The 20953-nt window shown below is 59.0% G+C and carries 16 protein-coding genes; 13 read left to right on the top strand and 3 right to left on the bottom strand.

Annotated elements, in window-relative coordinates:
- Window positions 1-655, bottom strand: a 655-nt coding sequence (locus tag Q7W83_RS26140; protein ID WP_473657875.1) for an AraC family transcriptional regulator, incomplete at its 3' end; no start/stop codon positions are given.
- 536 nt (window positions 656-1191) lie between these two features.
- Window positions 1192-2568: an L-serine ammonia-lyase gene (locus Q7W83_RS26145; RefSeq protein ID WP_150633760.1), complete on the bottom strand. Its 1377-nt coding sequence runs from the start codon at window positions 2566-2568 to the stop codon at window positions 1192-1194.
- Window positions 2569-3005: 437 nt separating this feature from the next.
- Between Q7W83_RS26145 and Q7W83_RS26150 the strand changes: the two genes are divergently transcribed.
- From Q7W83_RS26150 to choV, 3 genes are all read left to right on the top strand, one after another.
- Window positions 3006-3956, top strand: a complete 951-nt coding sequence (locus tag Q7W83_RS26150) for a choline ABC transporter substrate-binding protein (protein ID WP_150633759.1) — start codon at window positions 3006-3008, stop codon at window positions 3954-3956.
- A 77-nt stretch (window positions 3957-4033) separates the two neighbouring features.
- The gene (gene choW, locus Q7W83_RS26155) at window positions 4034-4879 is read left to right on the top strand and encodes a choline ABC transporter permease subunit (protein WP_150633758.1); all 846 of its coding nucleotides are present in this window, start codon (window positions 4034-4036) and stop codon (window positions 4877-4879) included.
- Window positions 4876-6054: a choline ABC transporter ATP-binding protein gene (gene choV / locus Q7W83_RS26160; protein WP_150633757.1), complete on the top strand. Its 1179-nt coding sequence runs from the start codon at window positions 4876-4878 to the stop codon at window positions 6052-6054. The genes choW and choV overlap by 4 nt, the downstream gene beginning before the upstream one ends.
- 197 nt (window positions 6055-6251) lie before the next feature.
- On the opposite strand, the gene Q7W83_RS26165 is transcribed toward choV, so the two are convergent.
- Complete coding sequence (locus tag Q7W83_RS26165; protein WP_224787833.1) at window positions 6252-8201, bottom strand: BCCT family transporter; 1950 nt, start codon at window positions 8199-8201, stop codon at window positions 6252-6254.
- Between the two features lie 378 nt (window positions 8202-8579).
- Here Q7W83_RS26165 and betI point away from each other — a divergent pair, with 378 nt between their 5' ends.
- From betI to dbpA, 10 genes are all read left to right on the top strand, one after another.
- Window positions 8580-9173 carry a transcriptional regulator BetI gene (gene betI / locus Q7W83_RS26170; RefSeq protein WP_150633755.1) on the top strand — a complete coding sequence of 198 codons (594 nt, stop codon included), beginning with the start codon at window positions 8580-8582 and terminating at the stop codon, window positions 9171-9173.
- A 109-nt stretch (window positions 9174-9282) separates the two neighbouring features.
- Window positions 9283-10755, top strand: a complete 1473-nt coding sequence (gene betB, locus Q7W83_RS26175) for a betaine-aldehyde dehydrogenase (protein ID WP_150633754.1) — start codon at window positions 9283-9285, stop codon at window positions 10753-10755.
- Window positions 10756-10905: 150 nt separating this feature from the next.
- Entirely contained in the window at window positions 10906-12609 is a 1704-nt protein-coding gene (gene betA / locus Q7W83_RS26180) for a choline dehydrogenase (RefSeq protein ID WP_150653982.1), read from the top strand.
- 228 nt (window positions 12610-12837) lie between these two features.
- Window positions 12838-13830: a hypothetical protein gene (locus Q7W83_RS26185; protein ID WP_150653981.1), complete on the top strand. Its 993-nt coding sequence runs from the start codon at window positions 12838-12840 to the stop codon at window positions 13828-13830.
- Window positions 13830-14555: an AzlC family ABC transporter permease gene (locus Q7W83_RS26190; protein ID WP_150653980.1), complete on the top strand. Its 726-nt coding sequence runs from the start codon at window positions 13830-13832 to the stop codon at window positions 14553-14555. Before Q7W83_RS26185 ends, Q7W83_RS26190 begins: the two co-directional genes overlap by 1 nt.
- The gene (locus tag Q7W83_RS26195) at window positions 14552-14896 is read left to right on the top strand and encodes an AzlD domain-containing protein (protein WP_150653979.1); all 345 of its coding nucleotides are present in this window, start codon (window positions 14552-14554) and stop codon (window positions 14894-14896) included. The genes Q7W83_RS26190 and Q7W83_RS26195 overlap by 4 nt, the downstream gene beginning before the upstream one ends.
- Before the next feature lie 235 nt (window positions 14897-15131).
- Window positions 15132-16574 (top strand): TldD/PmbA family protein, encoded by a 1443-nt coding sequence (locus Q7W83_RS26200; RefSeq protein WP_150633752.1) that lies wholly within the window; start codon window positions 15132-15134, stop codon window positions 16572-16574.
- Entirely contained in the window at window positions 16574-17911 is a 1338-nt protein-coding gene (locus tag Q7W83_RS26205; protein ID WP_473657885.1) for a TldD/PmbA family protein, read from the top strand. The genes Q7W83_RS26200 and Q7W83_RS26205 overlap by 1 nt, the downstream gene beginning before the upstream one ends.
- A gap of 74 nt (window positions 17912-17985) precedes the next feature.
- The gene (gene mdtD, locus Q7W83_RS26210) at window positions 17986-19413 is read left to right on the top strand and encodes a multidrug transporter subunit MdtD (protein ID WP_150633750.1); all 1428 of its coding nucleotides are present in this window, start codon (window positions 17986-17988) and stop codon (window positions 19411-19413) included.
- A 105-nt stretch (window positions 19414-19518) separates the two neighbouring features.
- A complete protein-coding gene (gene dbpA / locus Q7W83_RS26215) occupies window positions 19519-20856 on the top strand; it encodes an ATP-dependent RNA helicase DbpA (protein ID WP_263596744.1) in 1338 nt (445 codons plus the stop codon).
- Window positions 20857-20953: the final 97 nt, after the last annotated feature.

Below are 20953 nucleotides of genomic sequence, written 5' to 3' on the forward strand. Positions count from 1 at the left end.
GCATGTGCTTGAGCGGCACGCGCTGGTGATCCTGTTCGTTACGGATGCGCTCGTAGACAAACATCTCCGAAATCGCCGCCGACAGTTCACGCCCATGATCACGGCTGATCAAGTGCAGCATCATGTCTAGCGGCGCGGTGCCGCCGGAGCTGGTGAAACGGTTACGGTCGAGGGTGAACAGGCGCGTGCTCATGACAACGCGCGGGAAAGCTTCCTGCATCGAGGCCAGACATTCCCAGTGCACGCTGCAATCGAAACCGTCCAGCAGGCCGGCGCAGGCCAGGGCCCAGCTGCCGGTGCAGACCGCACCGAGGCGGCAGGCCTTGCGGGCCTGGCTTTGCAACCAGGATACGTGTTCACGGGTAACGGTGCGCTGTATGCCGATACCGCCGCAGACAATGATGGTGTCCATGGGGGGTGCTTTGTGCATGGAGGCGTCGGGGGTGATCTGCAGACCGTCACTGGCCCAGACCTGACCGCCGTCGACGGTGAGCGTGGTCCAGCGATACAGCTCGCGACCGGACAATTGGTTGGCCATACGCAGAGGTTCTACGGCGGAGGCCAGAGAAATCAGCGTGAAATTGTCCAGCAGCAGAAAGCCGATGGATTGAGGCGCACGGTTCTGGGGTTGGGCCCCGGAGTTGAACGTCGTCATCGCGGTATCTCCTCACACAAAGCGGGTGATGGCCTCAGGCGGAGGCTCTTGTTATTGCCATCGTTCTCGCGTGGGAGACGGGCTTTGTAATGACAGAGCAAATGCCATGCCTAAAATTGAATGCACGTTCAATAACTCCTGAAAACGACGTCGCGGCGTGTCTATATAAGCCGTGCGCAGAGTGGGGGTTATAAGTGCCATTAACGGTAGAAAGCGCTCTGCCCCGTTGGGCTTGAGCAAATCGGTAGCACTTGTGGGAACAGGGCTACGGCGACCTGAGGGAGAGTGTCACCGCAAGCACAGGTGACAGGCGGTAATGGCCAGACTGGGTTCCTGATCAGGGGAAGTCGCTTATCTGTAAGCGACGCGCCAAAACGTGGCGCGTTTCAATTCCTGTGTTCACTTAGCGCGCAGTTTTGACTGGTCTGACGCTATCGCTGGCAAGCTCCCACAAGGTTCTGCTGTGTGGCATAGATAGCCTTCACACCAGAGATCCCTGTGGGAGCTGGCTTGCCAGCGATTGGGGCGACGCGGAATCAGCACTCCACCGCACTCACCGCCAACCCACCCCGCGATGTCTCTTTATATTTGTCATGCATATCCGCCCCGGTATCACGCATGGTGCGGATCACCCGGTCCAGCGAAATAAAGTGCTGACCATCGCCGCGCAACGCCATCTGCGCCGCGTTGATCGCTTTCACCGCAGCAATCGCATTGCGCTCGATGCACGGCACCTGCACCAGCCCGCCGACCGGGTCGCAGGTCAGTCCGAGGTTGTGCTCAAGGCCGATTTCCGCTGCGTTGCACAACTGCTCCGGGGTGGCGCCGAGAATCTCCGCCAACCCCGCCGCCGCCATCGCGCACGCCGAACCGACTTCGCCCTGGCAACCGACTTCCGCACCGGAAATAGAGGCGTTCTTCTTGCACAGAATCCCCACCGCTGCGGCACTGAGGAAGTAGTCGACCACGTTGGCCTCCGTCACCACCTCGCTGAACTTCATGAAATAGTGCAACACCGCCGGAATGATCCCCGCAGCACCATTGGTCGGCGCCGTAACCATGCGCCCACCGGCCGCGTTTTCTTCGTTGACCGCCAGGGCGAACAGGTTGACCCACTCCATCGCGCTCAGGGTCGAGCCGATGACGTTGGGCTTGTTCAGCTCTTGCAGGCTACGGTGCAATTTGGCCGCACGGCGGCGCACGTTCAGACCTCCGGGCAGGATGCCTTCGTGCTTGAGGCCTTGCTCGACGCAATCCTGCATGGCCCGCCAGAGCTTCATCAGCCCGGCGCGGATTTCGTCTTCGCTGCGCCAGACCTTCTCGTTGGCCATCATCAATTCAGCCACGCGCAGGTTGTGCTGCTTGCAGAGGCTGAGCAGTTCGACAGCGCTGGAGAATTCGTACGGCAACTCGGTGCGATCCAGATCCACCACGCCGCTGGAGGCTTGCGCTTCATCGACGACAAAACCGCCGCCGATGGAATAGTAAGTGTCGCGATGCAGCTCGCCCTCATCGCCTTCGGCAATCAGGGTCATGGCGTTGGGGTGGAATGGCAGGTTTTCGTCGATCAGGCGCATGTCCCGGGCCCAGATGAACGGCACTGATAAACGACCGTCGAGCAGCAGCGTGTGGGTTTCGCGCAGGGTTTCGATGCGAATGCCGATTTGCGACGGATCGATCGCATCCGGCCACTCACCCATCAGGCCCATGATCACCGCGTTGTCGCTGCCGTGACCGATGCCGGTGGCCGACAACGAACCATAAAGCTGAACTTCGATGCGCCGCACTTGTTCCAAAAGACCCTGCTCACGCAAACCTTGCACGAACAGCGCCGCGGCGCGCATCGGCCCTACGGTGTGCGAACTGGAAGGGCCGATGCCGATTTTGAACAGGTCGAAAACGCTGATAGCCATTACTGCCGAACTCCTGGATATGCCAACTCCAGGCGCAGAAGCGCCCGGTGACGGAGCTGCTACGCTCAAGCTGCAATCCGTCGGGATGGCCGCATCATCAGGCTTTTATCGTGTGGTTCGACGTCTCACACCGACGCACTCATGCCCAGCAACGCCGCAGGTCTTTTACGTAGCATTTCCGCCGTTTTTTTGCGGTTCAGAACGGCAAAAGGGCCTGAAAAAATCTGTAAACGACGTCACCGACACTGGATGCGACCATCCCTGTACTGGATACGACGCACCCTGTAGGCGTCAGATTTTCACTGGTACATGATCGTATCGACTCGATTGCAAGGCGCCGTGGTAGAGATGTCTCCAAAACGCCATCCAACCGCAACCTATAAGTGCGGTGGTCCACAGTCGGAACACTGCCAAAAAAAACACCAAGGAGTCCATCCATGAAAGGTTCCCCGTCGTTGTTGTTGGCCGCCATGCTGAGTCTGCCGTTACTGGCTCAAGCCGCAGAACCCGCTCAGTGCAGTACCGTAAACTTCTCCGATGTCGGCTGGACTGACATTACTGTCACCACCGCCACCACCAGCGTCGTCCTCGATGCCCTGGGCTACAAAACCAAAACCACCATGATTTCCGTGCCGGTGACCTACAAGTCGCTGGCCGATGGCAAGAACATGGACGTATTCCTGGGTAACTGGATGCCGACCATGGAAAACGACATCAAGGCCTACCGCGATGCTGGCACCGTGGATACCCTGCGCGCCAACCTGGAAAACGCAAAATACACACTCGCCGTCCCCGAAGAGTTGTATAACAAAGGCCTGAAGGATTTCGCCGACATTGCCAAGTTCAAGAAAGAACTCGACGGCAAGATCTACGGCATCGAACCGGGTAACGACGGCAACCGTCTGATCCAGAGCATGATCGACAAGGACGCCTTCGGCCTGAAAGCAGCCGGCTTCAAGGTAGTCGAGTCCAGCGAGGCAGGCATGCTCTCGCAAGTCGATCGCGCCCAGCGCCGCAACACCGCCGTGGTGTTCCTGGGCTGGGAACCGCACCCGATGAACACGCGTTTCAAGATGAAGTACCTGACCGGCGGCGACGATTATTTCGGCCCCAACTTCGGTCAGGCGACCATCTTCACCAACACCCGCAAGGGTTACGCCCAGGAATGCAGCAACGTTGGACAGTTGCTGAAAAACCTGGTGTTCACCCTCGACATGGAAAGCACGCTGATGGGCAACGTCCTGGACGACAAAATGAAGCCTGACGCGGCCGCCAAGGCCTGGCTGAAAAAGAATCCACAGGTGCTCGATACCTGGCTCGCTGGCGTGACCACCATTGACGGTAAACCAGGCCTGGAGGCCGTTAAAGCCAAGCTCGCGCAGCCTTGAATTAAGAAGCATCGCTTACGCCGGACGGCTTCGGTCGTCCGGGCTGTTTATTTCCTTGCATGCGGACGTTCACTACCATGCTGATTGATCAGAAAATCCCTTTAGGCCAGTACATCGCGGGCTTCGTTGAATGGTTGACGCAACACGGCGCCAACACCTTCGACGCCATTGCCGTGTCCCTGGAAACGATGATCCACGGCGTGACTTTCGCGCTGACCTGGTTCAACCCGCTGGCATTGATCGGCCTCATCGCGCTACTGGCACACTTCATTCAACGAAAATGGGGACTGACGGTCTTCGTCATCGCCTCCTTCCTGCTGATCCTCAATCTGGGGTACTGGCAGGAAACCATGGAAACCCTCGCCCAGGTGTTGTTCGCCACCCTGGTCTGCGTGGTCATCGGCGTGCCACTGGGCATCGTCGCCGCGCACAAACCGATGTTCTACACCGTGATGCGTCCGGTGCTCGATCTGATGCAGACCGTACCGACCTTCGTTTACCTCATTCCTACCCTGACCCTCTTCGGTCTGGGTGTGGTCCCTGGTCTGATCTCCACGGTGGTGTTCGCGATTGCCGCGCCCATCCGCCTGACTTACCTGGGCATTCGCGATGTTCCACAGGAACTGATGGACGCCGGCAAAGCCTTCGGCTGCTCGCGCCGTCAACTGCTCTCACGGATTGAACTGCCCCACGCCATGCCAAGCATCGCGGCCGGTATCACCCAGTGCATCATGCTGTCGTTGTCGATGGTGGTGATCGCGGCACTGGTGGGCGCCGACGGCCTGGGCAAACCCGTGGTCAACGCACTGAACACTGCTGATATCGCCCTCGGCTTCGAAGCCGGCCTGGCGATCGTATTGCTGGCGATCATGCTCGACCGTATCTGCAAACAACCCGACGCTAAAGTAGGGGGTGACGCATGAGCATTATTCGCTTCGAAGACGTCGACGTAATCTTCTCCAAGGACCCGCGTGAGGCGCTCAAGCTCCTCGACCAGGGCATGACCCGCGACCAGATCCTGAAAAAGACCGGGCAGATTGTCGGTGTCGAAAAGGCCAGCCTGGATATCGAGAAAGGCGAAATCTGCGTGCTGATGGGCCTGTCCGGCTCTGGCAAATCCAGTCTGCTGCGTTGCATCAACGGCCTCAACACCGTGAGCCGCGGCAAGCTGTTCGTCGAGCACGAAGGCAAGCAGATCGACATTGCTTCCTGTACCCCGGCGGAACTGAAAATGATGCGCACCAAACGCATCGCCATGGTGTTCCAGAAATTCGCCCTGATGCCGTGGCTGACGGTGCGCGAGAACATCAGTTTCGGTCTGGAAATGCAGGGCCGCCCCGAGAAAGAACGCCGCAAACTGGTGGACGAAAAGCTTGAGCTGGTGGGACTGACTCAGTGGCGCAACAAGAAGCCCGACGAACTCTCCGGCGGTATGCAACAACGTGTAGGCCTGGCCCGCGCGCTGGCGATGGACGCCGACATTCTGCTGATGGACGAACCGTTCTCGGCCCTCGACCCGCTTATCCGCCAAGGCCTGCAGGACGAGCTGCTGGAGCTGCAAAGCAAGCTGAACAAAACCATCGTCTTCGTGAGTCACGACCTCGATGAAGCCCTGAAGCTGGGCAGCCGTATCGCGATCATGAAAGACGGTCGGATCGTGCAATACAGCAAACCCGAAGAAATCGTCCTCAACCCGGCGGACGACTATGTGCGGACCTTCGTTGCCCACACCAATCCGCTGAACGTTTTGTGCGGTCGCAGCCTGATGCGCACCCTGGACAACTGCAAGCGCATCAACGGTTCGGTCTGCCTGGATCCGGGCGGCGATTCGTGGCTGGACCTGGCGGAAGGCAACACCATCAAAGGCGCACGCCAGAACGGTGCGAGCCTGGACCTGCAGAACTGGATCCCGGGGCAGGCGGTTGAAGGCCTGGAACGTCGGCCGACGCTGGTGGACTCGAACATCGGCATGCGCGATGCGCTGCTGATTCGTTATCAGACCGGCAACAAACTGGTGCTACACGACAACAATCATGTGGTCGGGATTCTCGGTGACAGCGAGCTGTATCACGCGCTGCTCGGCAAGAACCTGGGGTAAGGCAGCACACACAAAAACGCCGCGAGAGGATCGCGGCGTTTTTGTTTATGGGATATCGGGTGATGCAGTGTTGAAGTTGAAGTCCCCATCGCCAGCAGGCTGGCTCCCACACTGGAATGCTTTCTCTTGTGGGAGCCAGCCTGCTGGCGATGAAGCCGACGCGGTGCTTCAGGCCGAAACACTGCGTCCTTGATTACTTAGCTATACACCCGGCCAAGGAGCTGCCGATGGCTTTCAAACTGATCGAGCACGTCACGAGTGATCTGATCCTGAGTGAAGCCCATCAAGTCGTAGTCCTGGCTGCCGTTGTGCAGATACACCTCGGCGCGGTAGTAACGGGCGCGCGGCTCATCGGCACTTTCAGCCGACACCGTGTCACTCGCCGCAGCCAGATAGCCATCCAGGCTCACTTCGTAGACAAAAGGGTTGCCCTCTTCCATCTCGATGCGCACGCCCATGCAACGCTTGGACTTACCGAGCAACGTTTGCACGTCCAGGCCTTGAGCGCGCAATTGCACCGCCGCGTCTTCCAGCGCCGGGCTGACTTGCTTGTCCATGAAACGCTGAACGATCGACTGGTTCGGTTGCAGGTCCAACTGGGTCAAACGCTCGCTGAAGCCACGACGACCGCGTGCCGCCAGTTCCGCTTGCTCCTGTTCGATCTGCACGTCCTGGCGCATGGCCTTGTGCAAGCCGAACATGAAGAACACCAGCACCACCGAGAACGGCAGACCGGCCAGCACCACCATGGTTTGCATGGCTTCGAAGTTACCGGCGAACAGCAGGCCGATGGTCACCAGGGTAATCACCACCGACCAGAAGATCCGCAGCCAGTGCGGCGCATCTTCGTCAACGTTGCCACCCTTGCAGGACAGGTTGGCCATCATCACCGCGCCGGAATCCGCCGGGGTCAGGAACAACACGAAACCGACAAAGATCGACACGCCGATCACAATCTTCGACGCCGGGTAATGCTCCAGCAACTGGTAGATCGCCATCGACGGCTGTTCCAGCGCCGTCTTCCCAAGCTCCACCGCCCCATGGTTCATCACCAGGTCCAGGGCCGAGTTACCGAAGATCGACAGCCACGCCAGGGTGAACCCCAACGGAATCAGCAGCACGCCGGCCACCAATTCACGCACCGTGCGACCACGGGAAATACGCGCGATGAACATGCCCACGAATGGCGCCCAGGAAATCCACCAGGCCCAGTAGAACAGGGTCCACAGGCCCAACCAGCGGTCGGACTTCTCACTGTCGCCTTCGTAGACGTAAAGGTCGAACGTCTTCAGCACCACGCCGTTGAGGTAGTCGCCGACGTTCTGCACGAAGCCGTTGAGCAGGTGCAAGGTCGGGCCAAACAGCAGCACGAAAATCAGCAGACCGCTGAACAGCACGATGTTCAGGTTGGACAGGCGACGGATGCCGTTTTCCACGCCGGACACGGCCGCGATGGTCGCGACGGTGCTCATCACGATGATCACGATCAGCAGGTTGGTGTTGCTGTGCTCCATGCCGAACAGGTTTTCCAGGCCCGACGACACTTGCAGCGAACCAATCCCCAGGTTCGTCACCAGACCCAGCAGGGTCACGAACATGCCGAAGCCGTCCACCGCGTGACCGGCCGCGCCTTTGACCCAACGCTCACCGACCAGCGGATACAGCGCCGAACGCAACGCCAGCGGCTGGTTGTGCCGATAAGCAAAGTACGCCACGGCCAGGCCGACCAGCGCGTAGATCGCCCAACCGTGCAGACCCCAGTGCAGGAAAGTCAGCTGCACCGCCTGACGCGCGGCCATGTTGCTGGCCGAAACGCCTTCCGGCGGATTGAAGTAGTGGTCCAGCGGCTCGGAAGCACCGAAATACAACAGCGAGATGCCGATACCCGACGAGAACAGCATCCCCGCCCAGGCACCATAGCTGAAGTCCGGGGTGTCATCCTTGCTGCCCAGTTTGAGCTTGCCGTAGGACGAAAACGCCAGGCCGACCACAAATACCAGGTAAGCGGCGATCACCACCATGTAGTACCAGCCGAAACTGCGGGACAGCCACGCCTGGGCGATACCGAGCAATCTGCCAGCCTCTTGCGGGGCAATGATCAGAATGGCGGTCAACAGCAAAATCAGCGCGGTAGAGGTGTAGAACACCCAACCGTTGACCGTCACCTTCTCGGGCGGGGTCTTTATTAGAGAGGCAGAACTCATGGCACAGATGCTCCAGGCAGTGCGAGAGAAGAACACAAGGCAACGCGGTACCCGACCAATCGGTTAGTTGGCAGCCGACCGACGGGTGATATAAAGACACCCCGAAAAAAGCCCGAAGCCCGGAACGCCGGGGCGTAGGGGTTTCGAGCCGCTTTGGATGTCGGTTTATCGCCATTTACACGTAGGAAAAATCTGTAAGCAGCGACGATTTGTCGCAGATCTTATTCTTTGTTGATTGAACGTTCAATCAAAACAAAATAGACTGGCCGTCAATCCGATAGACGTTTTACGTCCGCCGGAAGGCCTAAGGAGATGTGCAAGATGCCCAAGGTCGGTATGCAACCCATCCGCCGCCAGCAATTGATCGAAGCCACATTGCAGGCGGTTGATCAGGTCGGAATGGGGGACGCCAGCATTGCGCTGATCGCCCGTTTGGCCGGTGTCTCGAATGGCATCATCAGTCACTATTTTCAGGACAAGAACGGCCTGATCGCTGCCACGGCGCAGTATCTGATGAGCGTCCTCAGCGAGAACGTCACCGTGCGCCGTCAGGCGCTGACAGATGACAGCCCGCGGGCGCATCTGCAGGTGATCATCGAAGGCAACTTCGACGCCAGCCAGGTCAATGGCCCGGCAATGAAAACCTGGCTGGCCTTCTGGGCCACCAGCATGCACCACCCGTCTTTGCACAGGTTGCAGCGGATCAACGATCACCGTCTGTATTCCAACCTGTGCTGCCAGTTCCGCCGCGTATTGCCGCTCGATGATGCGCGCAGTGCAGCCCGGGGCCTGGCGGCGTTGATTGACGGTTTGTGGTTGCGGGGGGCGCTGTCGGGAGATGCTTTCGACACGGAGCAGGCGCACCGGATCGCTTACGAATACATGGATTTCCAATTGGCCAAGCAGGTGAGTTAGAGCACACATAAACGCTCAACCCCTGAACTGCTGCCGATCGGTGTTGCCACACTTGTATGGCTTCACCGCGGTGGCCTACGCCAACCACTTATGCACTTGCGAGGACACTATGGCCCGTTTCGAACTGCAAAAACTCTACATCGATGGCGGTTACTCCGACGCCAGCAGCGACGCCACTTTCGAAGCCATCAACCCGGCTAACGGTGAAGTCCTCGCAAAAGTACAACGTGCGACCAAGGAAGACGTCGAGCGCGCTGTCGTCAGCGCCGAAAAGGGCCAGAAAATCTGGGCTGCGATGACCGCCATGGAGCGTTCGCGCATCCTGCGTCGCGCCGTGGACATCCTGCGCGAGCGCAACGATGAACTGGCCGCCCTGGAAACCCTGGACACCGGCAAGTCGTTCTCCGAAACCAAGTACGTCGACATCGTTACCGGCGCTGACGTGCTGGAATACTACGCAGGCCTGGTGCCCGCCATCGAAGGCGAGCAGATCCCGTTGCGCACTACGTCTTTCGTCTACACCCGTCGCGAGCCGCTGGGCGTTGTCGCCGGCATCGGCGCGTGGAACTACCCGATCCAGATCGCCCTGTGGAAATCCGCACCCGCCCTGGCGGCCGGTAACGCGATGATCTTCAAGCCAAGCGAAGTCACGTCCCTGACCACGCTGAAACTGGCCGAGATCTACACCGAGGCAGGCCTGCCAGCCGGCGTGTTCAACGTGTTGACCGGCAGCGGCCGTGAAGTCGGCACCTGGTTGACCGAGCACCCGCGCATCGAAAAAATCTCCTTCACCGGCGGCACCGACACCGGCAAGAAGGTCATGGCCAGCGCTTCCGCTTCGTCCTTGAAAGACGTGACCATGGAACTGGGCGGCAAATCCCCGCTGATCATTTTCGACGATGCCGATCTCGATCGCGCCGCCGACACCGCGATGATGGCCAACTTCTACAGCTCCGGCCAGGTTTGCACCAACGGCACTCGGGTGTTCGTACCGACTCATCTGAAAGCCGCTTTCGAAGCCAAGATCGCCGAGCGCGTTGCCCGTATCCGCATCGGCAACCCGGAAGACGAAAATACCAACTTCGGCCCGCTGGTCAGCTTCGCCCACATGGAAAGCGTGTTGGGTTACATCGCCAAAGGTAAGGAAGAAGGCGCTCGCGTTCTGTGCGGCGGCAGCCGTCTGACCGAAGGCGAATTCGCCAAAGGCGCGTTCGTGGCACCGACGGTGTTCACCGATTGCACCGACGAGATGACCATCGTTCGCGAAGAAATCTTCGGCCCGGTGATGGCGATCCTGACTTACGAAACCGAAGAAGAAGTGATCCGTCGTGCCAACGACACCGACTTCGGCCTGGCCGCAGGCGTCGTCACCAAGGACCTGAACCGCGCTCACCGCGTGATTCATCAACTGGAAGCCGGTATCTGCTGGATCAACGCCTGGGGCGAGTCCGACGCGAAGATGCCGGTCGGCGGCTACAAGCAGTCGGGTGTTGGTCGTGAGAATGGCATCAGCTCGCTGAACAACTTCACACGCATCAAATCGGTACAGGTTGAGCTGGGCGATTACGCCTCGGTGTTCTAAGGCGGCATCTGCTTCGCCTGCGAGGCCGTCATCGCCAGCAGGCTGGCTCCCACAGAGTACGCATTCCAATGTGGGAGCCAGCCTGCTGGCGATCGAGTGCGCAGCACTCGTCAGTGCCTGACCTGACCAACTTCAAAGAGGGTGCATTCAATGTCCCAAGAATTCGACTACATCATCATCGGTGCCGGCTCCGCCGGTAACACCCTGGCGACCCGTCTGACTGAAGACGAAGGCGTCACCGTCCTGCTGCTCGAAGCGGGCGGCCCGGATTATCGTCTCGATTTCCGCACACAAATGCCGGCCGCCCTGGCGTTCCCGCTGCAAGGCCGTCGCTACAACTGGGCCTACGAAACCGATCCTGAGCCACACATGGACGGTCGTCGGATGGAATGCGGTCGCGGCAAGGGCCTCGGCGGTTCTTCGCTGATCAACGGCATGTGCTACATCCGCGGCAACGCGATGGACTACGACAACTGGGCCAAGCTTCCAGGTCTGGAAGACTGGGACTACCTGAACTGCCTGCCCTATTTCCGCAAGGCCGAAACCCGCGACATCGGCCCGAACGACTACCACGGTGGCGAAGGTCCGGTCAGCGTGACCACGCCGAAGGCTGGTAACAACCCGCTGTTCCACGCCATGGTTGAAGCCGGCGTACAAGCCGGTTACCCGCGCACCGAAGACTTGAACGGTTACCAGCAGGAAGGCTTCGGCCCGATGGACCGTACCGTGACGCCGAACGGCCGTCGCGCCAGCACCGCTCGCGGTTACCTGGATACTGCCAAAAAGCGCTCGACCCTGACCATCGTTACCCACGCCCTGACCGACAAGATCCTGTTCGAAGGCAAGCGTGCGGTCGGCGTGCGTTACCTGATCGGCGCCGCTGAAGAGCGCGTTGAAGCCCGCGCCCGTAAAGAAGTGCTGCTGTGCTCCGGCGCCATCGCGTCGCCGCAGATCCTGCAACGCTCCGGCGTCGGCCCGGCCGAACTGCTGAACAAGCTCGACATCCCGGTGGTCCATGACCTGCCAGGCGTCGGCGAAAACCTGCAGGATCACCTCGAGCTGTACCTGCAATACGCCTGCACCCAACCCGTCTCGCTGTACCCGTCGCTGCTCTGGTACAACCAGCCGGCCATCGGTGCCGAGTGGCTGTTCAACGGCACCGGTATCGGCGCCAGCAATCAGTTCGAAGCCGGCGGTTTCATCCGTTCCCGTCCGGAATTCGATTGGCCGAACATCCAGTACCACTTCCTGCCGGTCGCGATTAACTACAACGGCAGCAACGGCGTGAAAGAGCACGGTTTCCAGGCACACATGGGCTCCATGCGTTCGCCAAGCCGTGGTCGCATCCAGGCCAAGTCGAAGGATCCGCGCGAATACCCGAGCATCCTGTTCAACTACATGGCCACCGAGCAAGACTGGCAGGAATTCCGCGACGGCATCCGCCTGACCCGCGAAATCATGCAACAGCCGGCACTGGACGCCTTCCGTGGTCGCGAAATCAGCCCGGGCATCGACGTGCAAACCGATGAGCAGCTCGACAAGTTCATCCGCGAACACGCCGAAACCGCGTTCCATCCGTCATGCTCCTGCAAAATGGGCACCGACGACATGGCCGTGGTCGATGGCGAAGGTCGTGTACATGGCATGCAAGGTCTGCGCGTGGTCGATGCCTCGATCATGCCGATCATCACCACGGGCAACCTGAACGCGCCAACGATCATGATCGCCGAGAAAATCGCCGACAAGATCCGTGGTCGCAAGCCATTGCCGCGCAGCACGGCCGATTACTACGTGGCCGGTGATGCACCGGTGCGTGGTAAGCCGATGCGGGATGTGACACTGGCTGCTCAGTAATATCAGGCGCTTGTTCAAACAACCGTCAACCTCCCGGGGTCGGCGGTTTTTTTTGCCTAACACAAGTTAACCGCTCAGCCAGCTACATACACACCAAGCAACTAAATAATTACACTCCCTGTTAACAACAGCTAGTAACACTTCCAATTACACACATTTAAAAATTTCCACTAGTATTCGCGCCCGGCTCAACCTAGCCTCAATGAATATTTGAAGGAAATCAAGACCTTGCAGTGCATCGACAAAACTACGGACGTCAGTTTTTTCAGAGAAGAAATATCTAAAGAAAAAACAGTTTTTTTGGATTTTGGCTATTTGGCTGGTGTCATTGAGTCTTGGTGGAAAAAAAATAACAATCAAGGCACGCACGCTTTAAAATCCCAATTAATCAACCTCTTTTTGACCTACTTGCGCACAGAAGACACTGCCCACTTTGGCACGGTAGGTCTTAGGAATGGCCACGCAGCTATTTGTATAACAAATATTTTCAACCTAGACTCGCCAAAACTGGCTCTGACAGTGCACGAGGCTTTGGCCGACCTGTTCCACCTTACTGATATAAAGTACGAATACGAAGAACACAAAGCATTGTTTCTAAAGCCGTCGGCAGAAAAACATCGTGAATGGGGCAACGGACACGGTGATATCACTCCACACTCCGACGATCTATATGAAAACCTGGATGTAGACTATTTAGCCCTAACCGTTTGCCGCGACATCACAAAAACCCCCACCGCTTACTACTTTCCTAGCTCGTTGCTGTGCGAGCTGAACGATCAAGAGATTCACGAACTACTAACAATGGAAGCTGCGTTTATATCCGGCAAAAACGTTAGCGGCTTAAAAAAACGGGTTCGCCAAGTAGTCAAATTTTCCGAAATCTACGGCTTTCAATTTTCGCTGGATTTCCGAATTGATCCGCAGAACGGTGCACGGATGCGCGCGGTAAACGGCGGCCAACATGTCCTAGACAAAATACGTTCTGGCCTTAGCAGCGCAAAAAATCATGTCTCAATTGCTGAAACCGGCACGTTCCTTATCGTGGCCAACCACAAGGTACTGCACGCACGGCCGATGCTGAATCTCGATGCCGACCAGGTTCGTGCCCATGCGAACAACTCCACGTTCAATAATACGCCCCGGCTCTTGTTCCGAAGCAAAGGTCCTAGAAAGCAATACTACGCACTGAATGAAACAGCTTGTACTCGGGAGGCCTGTTAATGGTTGCCGCGCACGTACGCGCCCCATCTTCATCCGGCAACGTATTTAAAGAAGGGGCTCGCGATGCAATCACGTTCGGCGTCGCATTCATCTTTCTTTACCTCTCGATTGGCGCTCTAAGCGCCTCGCAATCACTAACTTTAAGCCAATCCCTTGCAACGACTCTGTTTATATTTTCTACCCCATTACAATTTTTGATAGTACAGAACCATAACGACGGATGGATTTTACTCCCTATCATCGTGGCTCTCAACGCTCGCTTTGTACTACTTTCCGCAACACTTGCGCCGCATATAAGAAATACTTCCACCGCGGCCATCATGGCCTCGTTAGTTCTTATTACGCCTTCGATATTCACCGGATGCGTCACTCGATTTAAACGAAGAGTAGACCACCCATTTAGCTACATGATCGGGTTGGGGCTCCCGATATTTGGCGTGTCGGTTATTTGCACCTATATCGGGTTCGTTGCTGGTGCAAAATTGACGTCGCCAATTATCTATGCAGCCATGACACTCCTGTTACCGTTACAGTTCACCGCGTTGGCTGGTAAACACTGGCCTCACTATGCGGAAGTTTCGGGTTACTGGCTGGGCTTTGTCGCTGCGCCACTGCTGGTCTACTTGTTCAGAGATTACAGCCTGCTCTGCACACCTTTCATAATTGGCGGTTTGATCGTGCTTATTGAAAACAGTTACAAAAAACGAGTCAGGATGGGCTCATGACAATCTGGCTTCTTATCGCATTTTCTGCCTGTACAGCCTTTGCATTTAGGGCCCTGCCCTTCGCCTTCAAAAACAGCAGCGCGCTCACACAAACCCAAGGTTCGTTTTATCGCTTTATCAGCTACAGCGCGCAAGCTATGTTGGGGGTAATCATATACGACACTGCTTTCAACAAGATGGATGCATTAACACTGATACAGCAGTTTCAAATTCTGGACGCGCTGAAACTGTTTCTGCTCGTGGGCACCTTCATCGCAGTCGCCAAAACGAAGAAGATCCTGCCTTCTTTCTTTGCAAGCCTACTCATCTATGTGACAGCGTTCGCTTATCTGAACGGTTAAAAGCAGCCTCCGTCTGGAGAGGTCTAGATCGCGAGCAGTCTTCAACGGGCTGTTCGTGAACTTAAGATCATCAGGCCACCTCGGTACGCGCGTTCTAAACTCCGTGAGCCTTTCCCACACAGCCTCACCCTTGATCTACCCCTCCCCCAAGCCTAATCTAGCGCCACGCAAACGTTTCACCTCTCGCCCTTCGCAACACCGCTGCACCGCCACTCCAGACCAAGGAGGTTCCCGAATGTTCGATTTCCACCCTCAGCTCAAGCAGCGCTTCGCTGCCTTACGCACGGGCGCTGAATTTTTTTCGCTGCGTTATGTGCGCGAGTCCGGCCAGTTCCTGTCGGTGCGCAAGAACGTCGCCGAACCTCCGAGCCTGAGCCGTGACGAAGGTGCGATGTTGACCGTGCGCGTCAACGGCGTCGAAGCCTACGCCGCGACCAACGACCTGTCGCAATCCGGCCTGCAAGCTGCGCTGGAAAAAGCCGAGCAACAAGCCCGCCGACTCAAGCCCCACGCCCTGCTCGACCTGCGCGATCACGCCGTCTCCAGCGACCGCGCCGATTACTTCTCACCGAATTTCGATCAGCCTTTCCCGTCCCTGAGCGACTGCTATCAACTGCTCGGCGCCGAATCCGCGTCCGTGCCCACGGACGAGCGACTGGTGAACTGGCAGGTGAGCATCGGCATCACCAACGTCGAACAGATCTACCTCAGCAGCGCCGGCGCTGAGCTGCGCCAGGCCCAGCGTTTTGTCTACCCGAGCCTGGAAGTCACCGCCTACGACGGCAGTGACAGCCAGACCCGAACCCTGGGCCGTGAAAACTTCGGCCAACAAGGCGGCTTTGATGTGATCAGCCGCTGCGGCCTCGTGGGTGCAGGTCCGAAAGTCGCCGATCAGGCGCTGCAATTGCTGCTGGCACCGAACACCCCGCAAGGCCCGCGCGACCTGTTGTTGATGCCCGACCAGATGATGCTGCAGATCCACGAATCCATCGGTCACCCGCTGGAGCTGGACCGCATCCTCGGTGACGAGCGCAATTACGCCGGCACCAGTTTCGTCAAGGCAGAAGACTTCGGTCATCTGCAATACGGGTCGACACTGCTCAACGTGACCTTCGACCCGGACATCCCCGAGCAGCTCGCCAGCTATGGCCATGACGACGACGGCACTGCCGCCAGCAAGCAACTTCTGATCAAGGAAGGCTTGCTGCTGCGTCCACTGGGCGGTGCGCTGTCGCAATTCCGTGCCGGCATGGACGGCGTCGCCAACAGCCGCGCCTGCGGCTGGAATCGCCCGCCGATCGATCGCATGGCCAACCTGAACATCGAGCCTGGCGACCAGCCGCTTGAGCAACTGATCGGCAACATCGAGCACGGTATTTTGATGAGCACCAACCGTTCCTGGTCGATCGACGATGCACGCAACAAATTCCAGTTCGGTTGCGAATGGGCTCAGTTGATTGAAAACGGCGAACTCAAAGGCGTGGTGAAAAACCCGAACTACCGGGCGATTTCCGCACAGTTCTGGAAAAGCCTCAGCGCCGTTGGCGACGCCAGCACCTTCAAGGTTCTGGGCACGCCGAACTGCGGCAAGGGCGAGCCGAATCAGGTGATCCGTGTCGGCCATGCGTCCCCGGCCTGTGTGTTCAGCAATGTGGATGTGTTTGGGGGAGACGCCTGATGACTACGTCAAACAATCAGGCCGATGGGTTCAAGGCCTTGGTCAACTGGCTGCGCGACGCGATTCGCGAACCGGAACAATTCACCCTCAGCTACGCCGCCGAGTCGTCGGCCTTTGTACGTTTTAACCACGCCAAGGTGCGTCAGGCCGGACAGGTTCAGCAGGCGAGTGTCGGTTTCAAACTGATCAACGAGGGGCGGCATGCCGACCTCGACATCACGCTGTCGGGCGACGCTGAAGTCGACCTCCAGCGTTTGGCCGAAGGGCTGCAACAGTTGCGCGACACCCTGCCGCTGCTGCCGCAGGATCCATACCTGCTGCTCAATCACAACGGCTGGCAGAGCAAGAACGTACAGGCGCATCCGCTGCCGGACACCGAGCAAGTGGTCGCCGAAATCGCCCAGGCTGCCGAAGGCCTGGACCTGGTCGGCTTCTACGCTGCAGGTCCGATCAGTCGCGGTTTCGCCAGTTCTTCAGGCGCGTTCGGCTGGCACCAGGCCAACAGCTTCAACTTCGACTTCAGCCTGTTTCATGCAAACGGCCAGGCGGTAAAAGCCAGCTATGCCGGGCATGACTGGAGCAGCGAAGGGTTTGCCCGGCGCTTCCAGCAGGCACGTGAGCAGCTTGAATTCCTGGGTCGTCCATTGCGTACGTTGGCACCGGGTCAGTATCGCGCTTACCTGGCGCCGGCCGCGCTGGAAGAGATCATGGGCATGTTGTCCTGGGGTGGCTTCTCTGCGCAGTCGATTGCCAGCAAGAGCAGCCCGCTGCAGAAACTTTACGCGGGCGACCATTCGTTCAGTCCGCTGGTGTCCCTCGACGAGCACGTCAGCGGCTCGTTGAGCCCGGCCTTTTCGGGTGAGGGGTATCCACGCAGTGACCTGAAGCTGATCGTCGAAGGCAAGGCTGGCGCGCAATTGGTCGGTTCACGCAGCGCCGCCGAATACGGCCTGACGGCCAACGGCGCCAGCGGCGGCGAATCGCCGACCGCGCTGAATATGGCGCCAGGCGCACTGCCGGACTCGGAGATCCTCAAGCAGTTGGGCACGGGTTTGTACATCAGCAACCTCTGGTACCTGAACTACTCGGACCAGCCGGGAGCACGCATGACCGGGATGACACGGTTTGCGACGTTCTGGGTCGAGAACGGCGAGATACAGGCGCCGGTCAGCACCATGCGTTTTGATGACAGTGCTTACAGCCTGCTGGGTTCGCAGCTGGAAGCGTTGACCGAAGAGCGCGAGCTGTTGCTGTCGGCGAGCACCTACAGTCAGCGGGCCACGGCATCGGCGTTGTTGCCGGGTGCACTGATCAGAAAACTCACGTTGACCCTGTAAACGCACGCCCTGCAGGAGCGTCGACCGGCCGCTCCTGCAGGATCGGTGTGTTATTCAAATTGACAAGAGGTCCCATGCCCAACCGCCTGCCTCTCGACGCCGTCACCGCCCGCTGGTTGCCGTGGGTCGTCGCCATTGCCTTCTTCATGCAGTCCCTCGACGGGACCATCCTCAACACGGCCCTGCCGGCCATGGCCCGCGACCTGGCGGAAGACCCATTGCGCATGCAAGGCGTAATCATTGCCTACATGCTCACCGTCGCCCTTCTGATCCCCGCCTCAGGCTGGATTGCCGATCGCTTCGGCACCAAGAAAATCTTCTTCGGCGCGATCCTGTTGTTCAGTTTCGGCTCATTGCTCTGCGCCCTGTCGAGCAGCCTGAGCATGCTGATCGGCGCCCGAGTAATTCAGGGCCTGGGCGGTGCGCTGATGCTCCCGGTCGGACGACTGGTGGTGCTGCGTGCCTACCCGCGCTCGGAACTGGTGCGGATCATGGGCTTCATCACCATTCCCGGCCTGCTCGGCCCGTTGATCGGCCCGACCATGGGTGGCTGGATGGTCGAATACCTGACGTGGCACTGGATCTTCCTGATCAACCTGCCGGTCGGCGCCGTCGGTTGCTACGCGGTGTGGAAATTCATCCCCGACCTTCGCGGCACTGAACGCACGCGGTTCGATAGCCTCGGTTTCTTGCTGTTTGGCGCGGCGATGGTGCTGATCACCGTCGCCATGGAAGGCCTCGGCGAACTGCACCTGCCGCACCTGCGCGTGATGTTGCTGTTGTTCGGCGGCATGGCGTGCCTCGCGGCGTACTGGCTGCGCGCCGGGCACATCGATAATCCGCTGTTTGCACCGTCGCTGTTCAAGACCCGAACGTTTGCCGTGGGCATTCTCGGCAACCTGTTCGCCCGCCTGGGCAGCGGCGCCTTGCCGTTCCTGGTGCCGTTGCTGCTGCAAGTGGCGTTGGGCTACTCACCCTCTCAGGCGGGGATGAGCATGTTGCCGCTGGCCGCTGCGGCGATGGTTGCCAAGTCCGTGGCGCGGCCGCTGATCGAGCGCCTCGGTTATCGCATCGTGCTGACCGGCAACACATTGGCGCTGGGGTTGATGCTGGCAAGCATGGGGCTGGTCAGCGAGCAGACGCCCTATTGGCTGCTGCTGGGCATGCTGGCGGTTCTCGGCGCAATCAACTCCTTGCAGTTCACCGCGATGAACACCGTGACCCTGATCGACCTCGACGACGCCAGCGCCAGCAGCGGCAACAGCCTGCTGTCGGTGGTCGCGCAATTGTCCTTGAGCCTGGGCGTTGCGTGCGCCGGTGCGCTGCTTGGCGGGTTCACGGCAGAGGTCGGAAACGATGGCGTGGACACGGTGCTGGGCGCGTTCCAACTGACCTTCGTGACGGTCGGAATCATGGCGATGCTGGCTGCAACGATCTTCTCGCAGCTGTCAAAGGAAGACGGACGGCGTGTCAAACGTCCGGAAGAACACATCGAACCTTAGGGCCAATGGCCACGGGACTGATACACTGCGCGACATTTTGTTTTGCAGGCCCGTCCCGTGACCACCATCGCCACCGCTTTTAATACTTTGCCGCTGTCCGCTGCCATGCTGGCTAACCTCGACTCTTTGGGTTATGCCGAGATGACGCCGATCCAGGCGCAAAGCTTGCCGGTGATCCTGAAAGGGATGGACCTGATCGCCCAGGCCAAGACCGGCAGCGGCAAGACCGCGGCCTTCGGTATCGGCCTGCTGAACCCGATCAATCCGCGCTTCTTCGGTTGCCAGGCACTGGTCATCTGCCCGACTCGCGAGCTGGCGGACCAGGTCGCCAAGGAACTCCGTCGTCTGGCCCGCGCCGAAGACAACATCAAGATCCTGACCCTGTGCGGCGGCGTAGCGTTCGGCCCGCAGATCGGCTCGCTGGAGCACGGCGCGCATATCATCGTCGGCACGCCGGGTCGCATCCAACAGCACCTGCGCAAGGGCTCGCTGATCCTTCACGGCTTGAACACCCTGATTCTCGACGAAGCCGACCGTATGCTCGACATGGGTTTCTACGATTCCATCGAAGAAATCATTGCGCAGTGCCCGGAACGCCGCCAGACCCTGCTGTTCTCCGCCACGTACCCGGTGGGCATCAAGCAGTTGGCCTCCAAGTTCATGCGCAACCCGCAGCAAGTGAAAGCCGAGGCGTTCCACGACGACACGCAGATCGAGCAGCGCTTCTACGAGATTTCCCCGGAAGAGCGCATGGACGCCGTGGTCAAGGTCCTCGCACATCATCGTCCGGCATCCTGCGTGGCCTTCTGCTTCACCAAGCAGCAGGTTCAGGAAACCGTTGATCACCTGACCGCCAAAGGCATCTCCGCCGTCGGCCTGCACGGCGATCTGGAACAGCGTGATCGTGACCAGGTGCTGGCGATGTTCGCCAACCGCAGCACTTCGGTACTGGTCGCCACCGACGTCGCCGCTCGCGGTCTGGACATCGATGCGCTGGACATGGTGATCAACGTCGAATTGGCCCGTGATTCGGAAATCCACATTCACCGCGTTGGCCGTACCGGTCGTGCGGGTGAGAAAGGCATTGCAATCAGCCTGGTCGCCCCGTCCGAAGCGCACCGCGCCCAAGCCATCGAGCAACTGCAGAAGTCGCCGTTGAGCTGGGATCAGCTGGACAACCTCAAGTCCCAGGGCGGCGGTCCGTTGCTGCCGCAGATGAGCACGCTGGTTATCGGCGCCGGCCGTAAAGACAAGGTGCGTCCGGGTGACATCCTCGGTGCATTGACCGGCGATGCCGGCATTCCGGGTGCGCAGGTTGGCAAGATTGCGATTTTCGATTTCCAGGCGTACGTGGCCGTGGAACGCGGGATCGCCAAGCAAGCCTTGCAGCGCCTGAATGACGGCAAGATCAAAGGCCGTTCGCTGCGCGTTCGCATCCTCTAAGAACGCCGCGCCCCGTGTGGGAGCTGGCCTGCCAGCGATGGCATCGACTCGGTCTGACGGGTAAACCGAGTGGATGCCATCGCTGGCAGGCCAGCTC

Source organism: Pseudomonas sp. 300 (assembly GCF_055803035.1).

Bases quoted from the DNA above. Each gene is read 5' to 3' on its own strand.
- Q7W83_RS26145 (WP_150633760.1), bottom strand. From the start codon at position 2,568: ATGGCTATCAGCGTTTTCGACCTGTTCAAAATCGGCATCGGCCCTTCC.
- Q7W83_RS26205 (WP_473657885.1), top strand. From the start codon at position 16,574: ATGACTACGTCAAACAATCAGGCCGATGGGTTCAAGGCCTTGGTCAAC.
- betI (WP_150633755.1), top strand. From the start codon at position 8,580: ATGCCCAAGGTCGGTATGCAACCCATCCGCCGCCAGCAATTGATCGAA.
- Q7W83_RS26190 (WP_150653980.1), top strand. From the start codon at position 13,830: ATGGTTGCCGCGCACGTACGCGCCCCATCTTCATCCGGCAACGTATTT.
- Q7W83_RS26195 (WP_150653979.1), top strand. From the start codon at position 14,552: ATGACAATCTGGCTTCTTATCGCATTTTCTGCCTGTACAGCCTTTGCA.
- betA (WP_150653982.1), top strand. From the start codon at position 10,906: ATGTCCCAAGAATTCGACTACATCATCATCGGTGCCGGCTCCGCCGGT.
- Q7W83_RS26200 (WP_150633752.1), top strand. From the start codon at position 15,132: ATGTTCGATTTCCACCCTCAGCTCAAGCAGCGCTTCGCTGCCTTACGC.
- choV (WP_150633757.1), top strand. From the start codon at position 4,876: ATGAGCATTATTCGCTTCGAAGACGTCGACGTAATCTTCTCCAAGGAC.
- choW (WP_150633758.1), top strand. From the start codon at position 4,034: ATGCTGATTGATCAGAAAATCCCTTTAGGCCAGTACATCGCGGGCTTC.
- betB (WP_150633754.1), top strand. From the start codon at position 9,283: ATGGCCCGTTTCGAACTGCAAAAACTCTACATCGATGGCGGTTACTCC.
- dbpA (WP_263596744.1), top strand. From the start codon at position 19,519: ATGCTGGCTAACCTCGACTCTTTGGGTTATGCCGAGATGACGCCGATC.
- mdtD (WP_150633750.1), top strand. From the start codon at position 17,986: ATGCCCAACCGCCTGCCTCTCGACGCCGTCACCGCCCGCTGGTTGCCG.
- Q7W83_RS26150 (WP_150633759.1), top strand. From the start codon at position 3,006: ATGAAAGGTTCCCCGTCGTTGTTGTTGGCCGCCATGCTGAGTCTGCCG.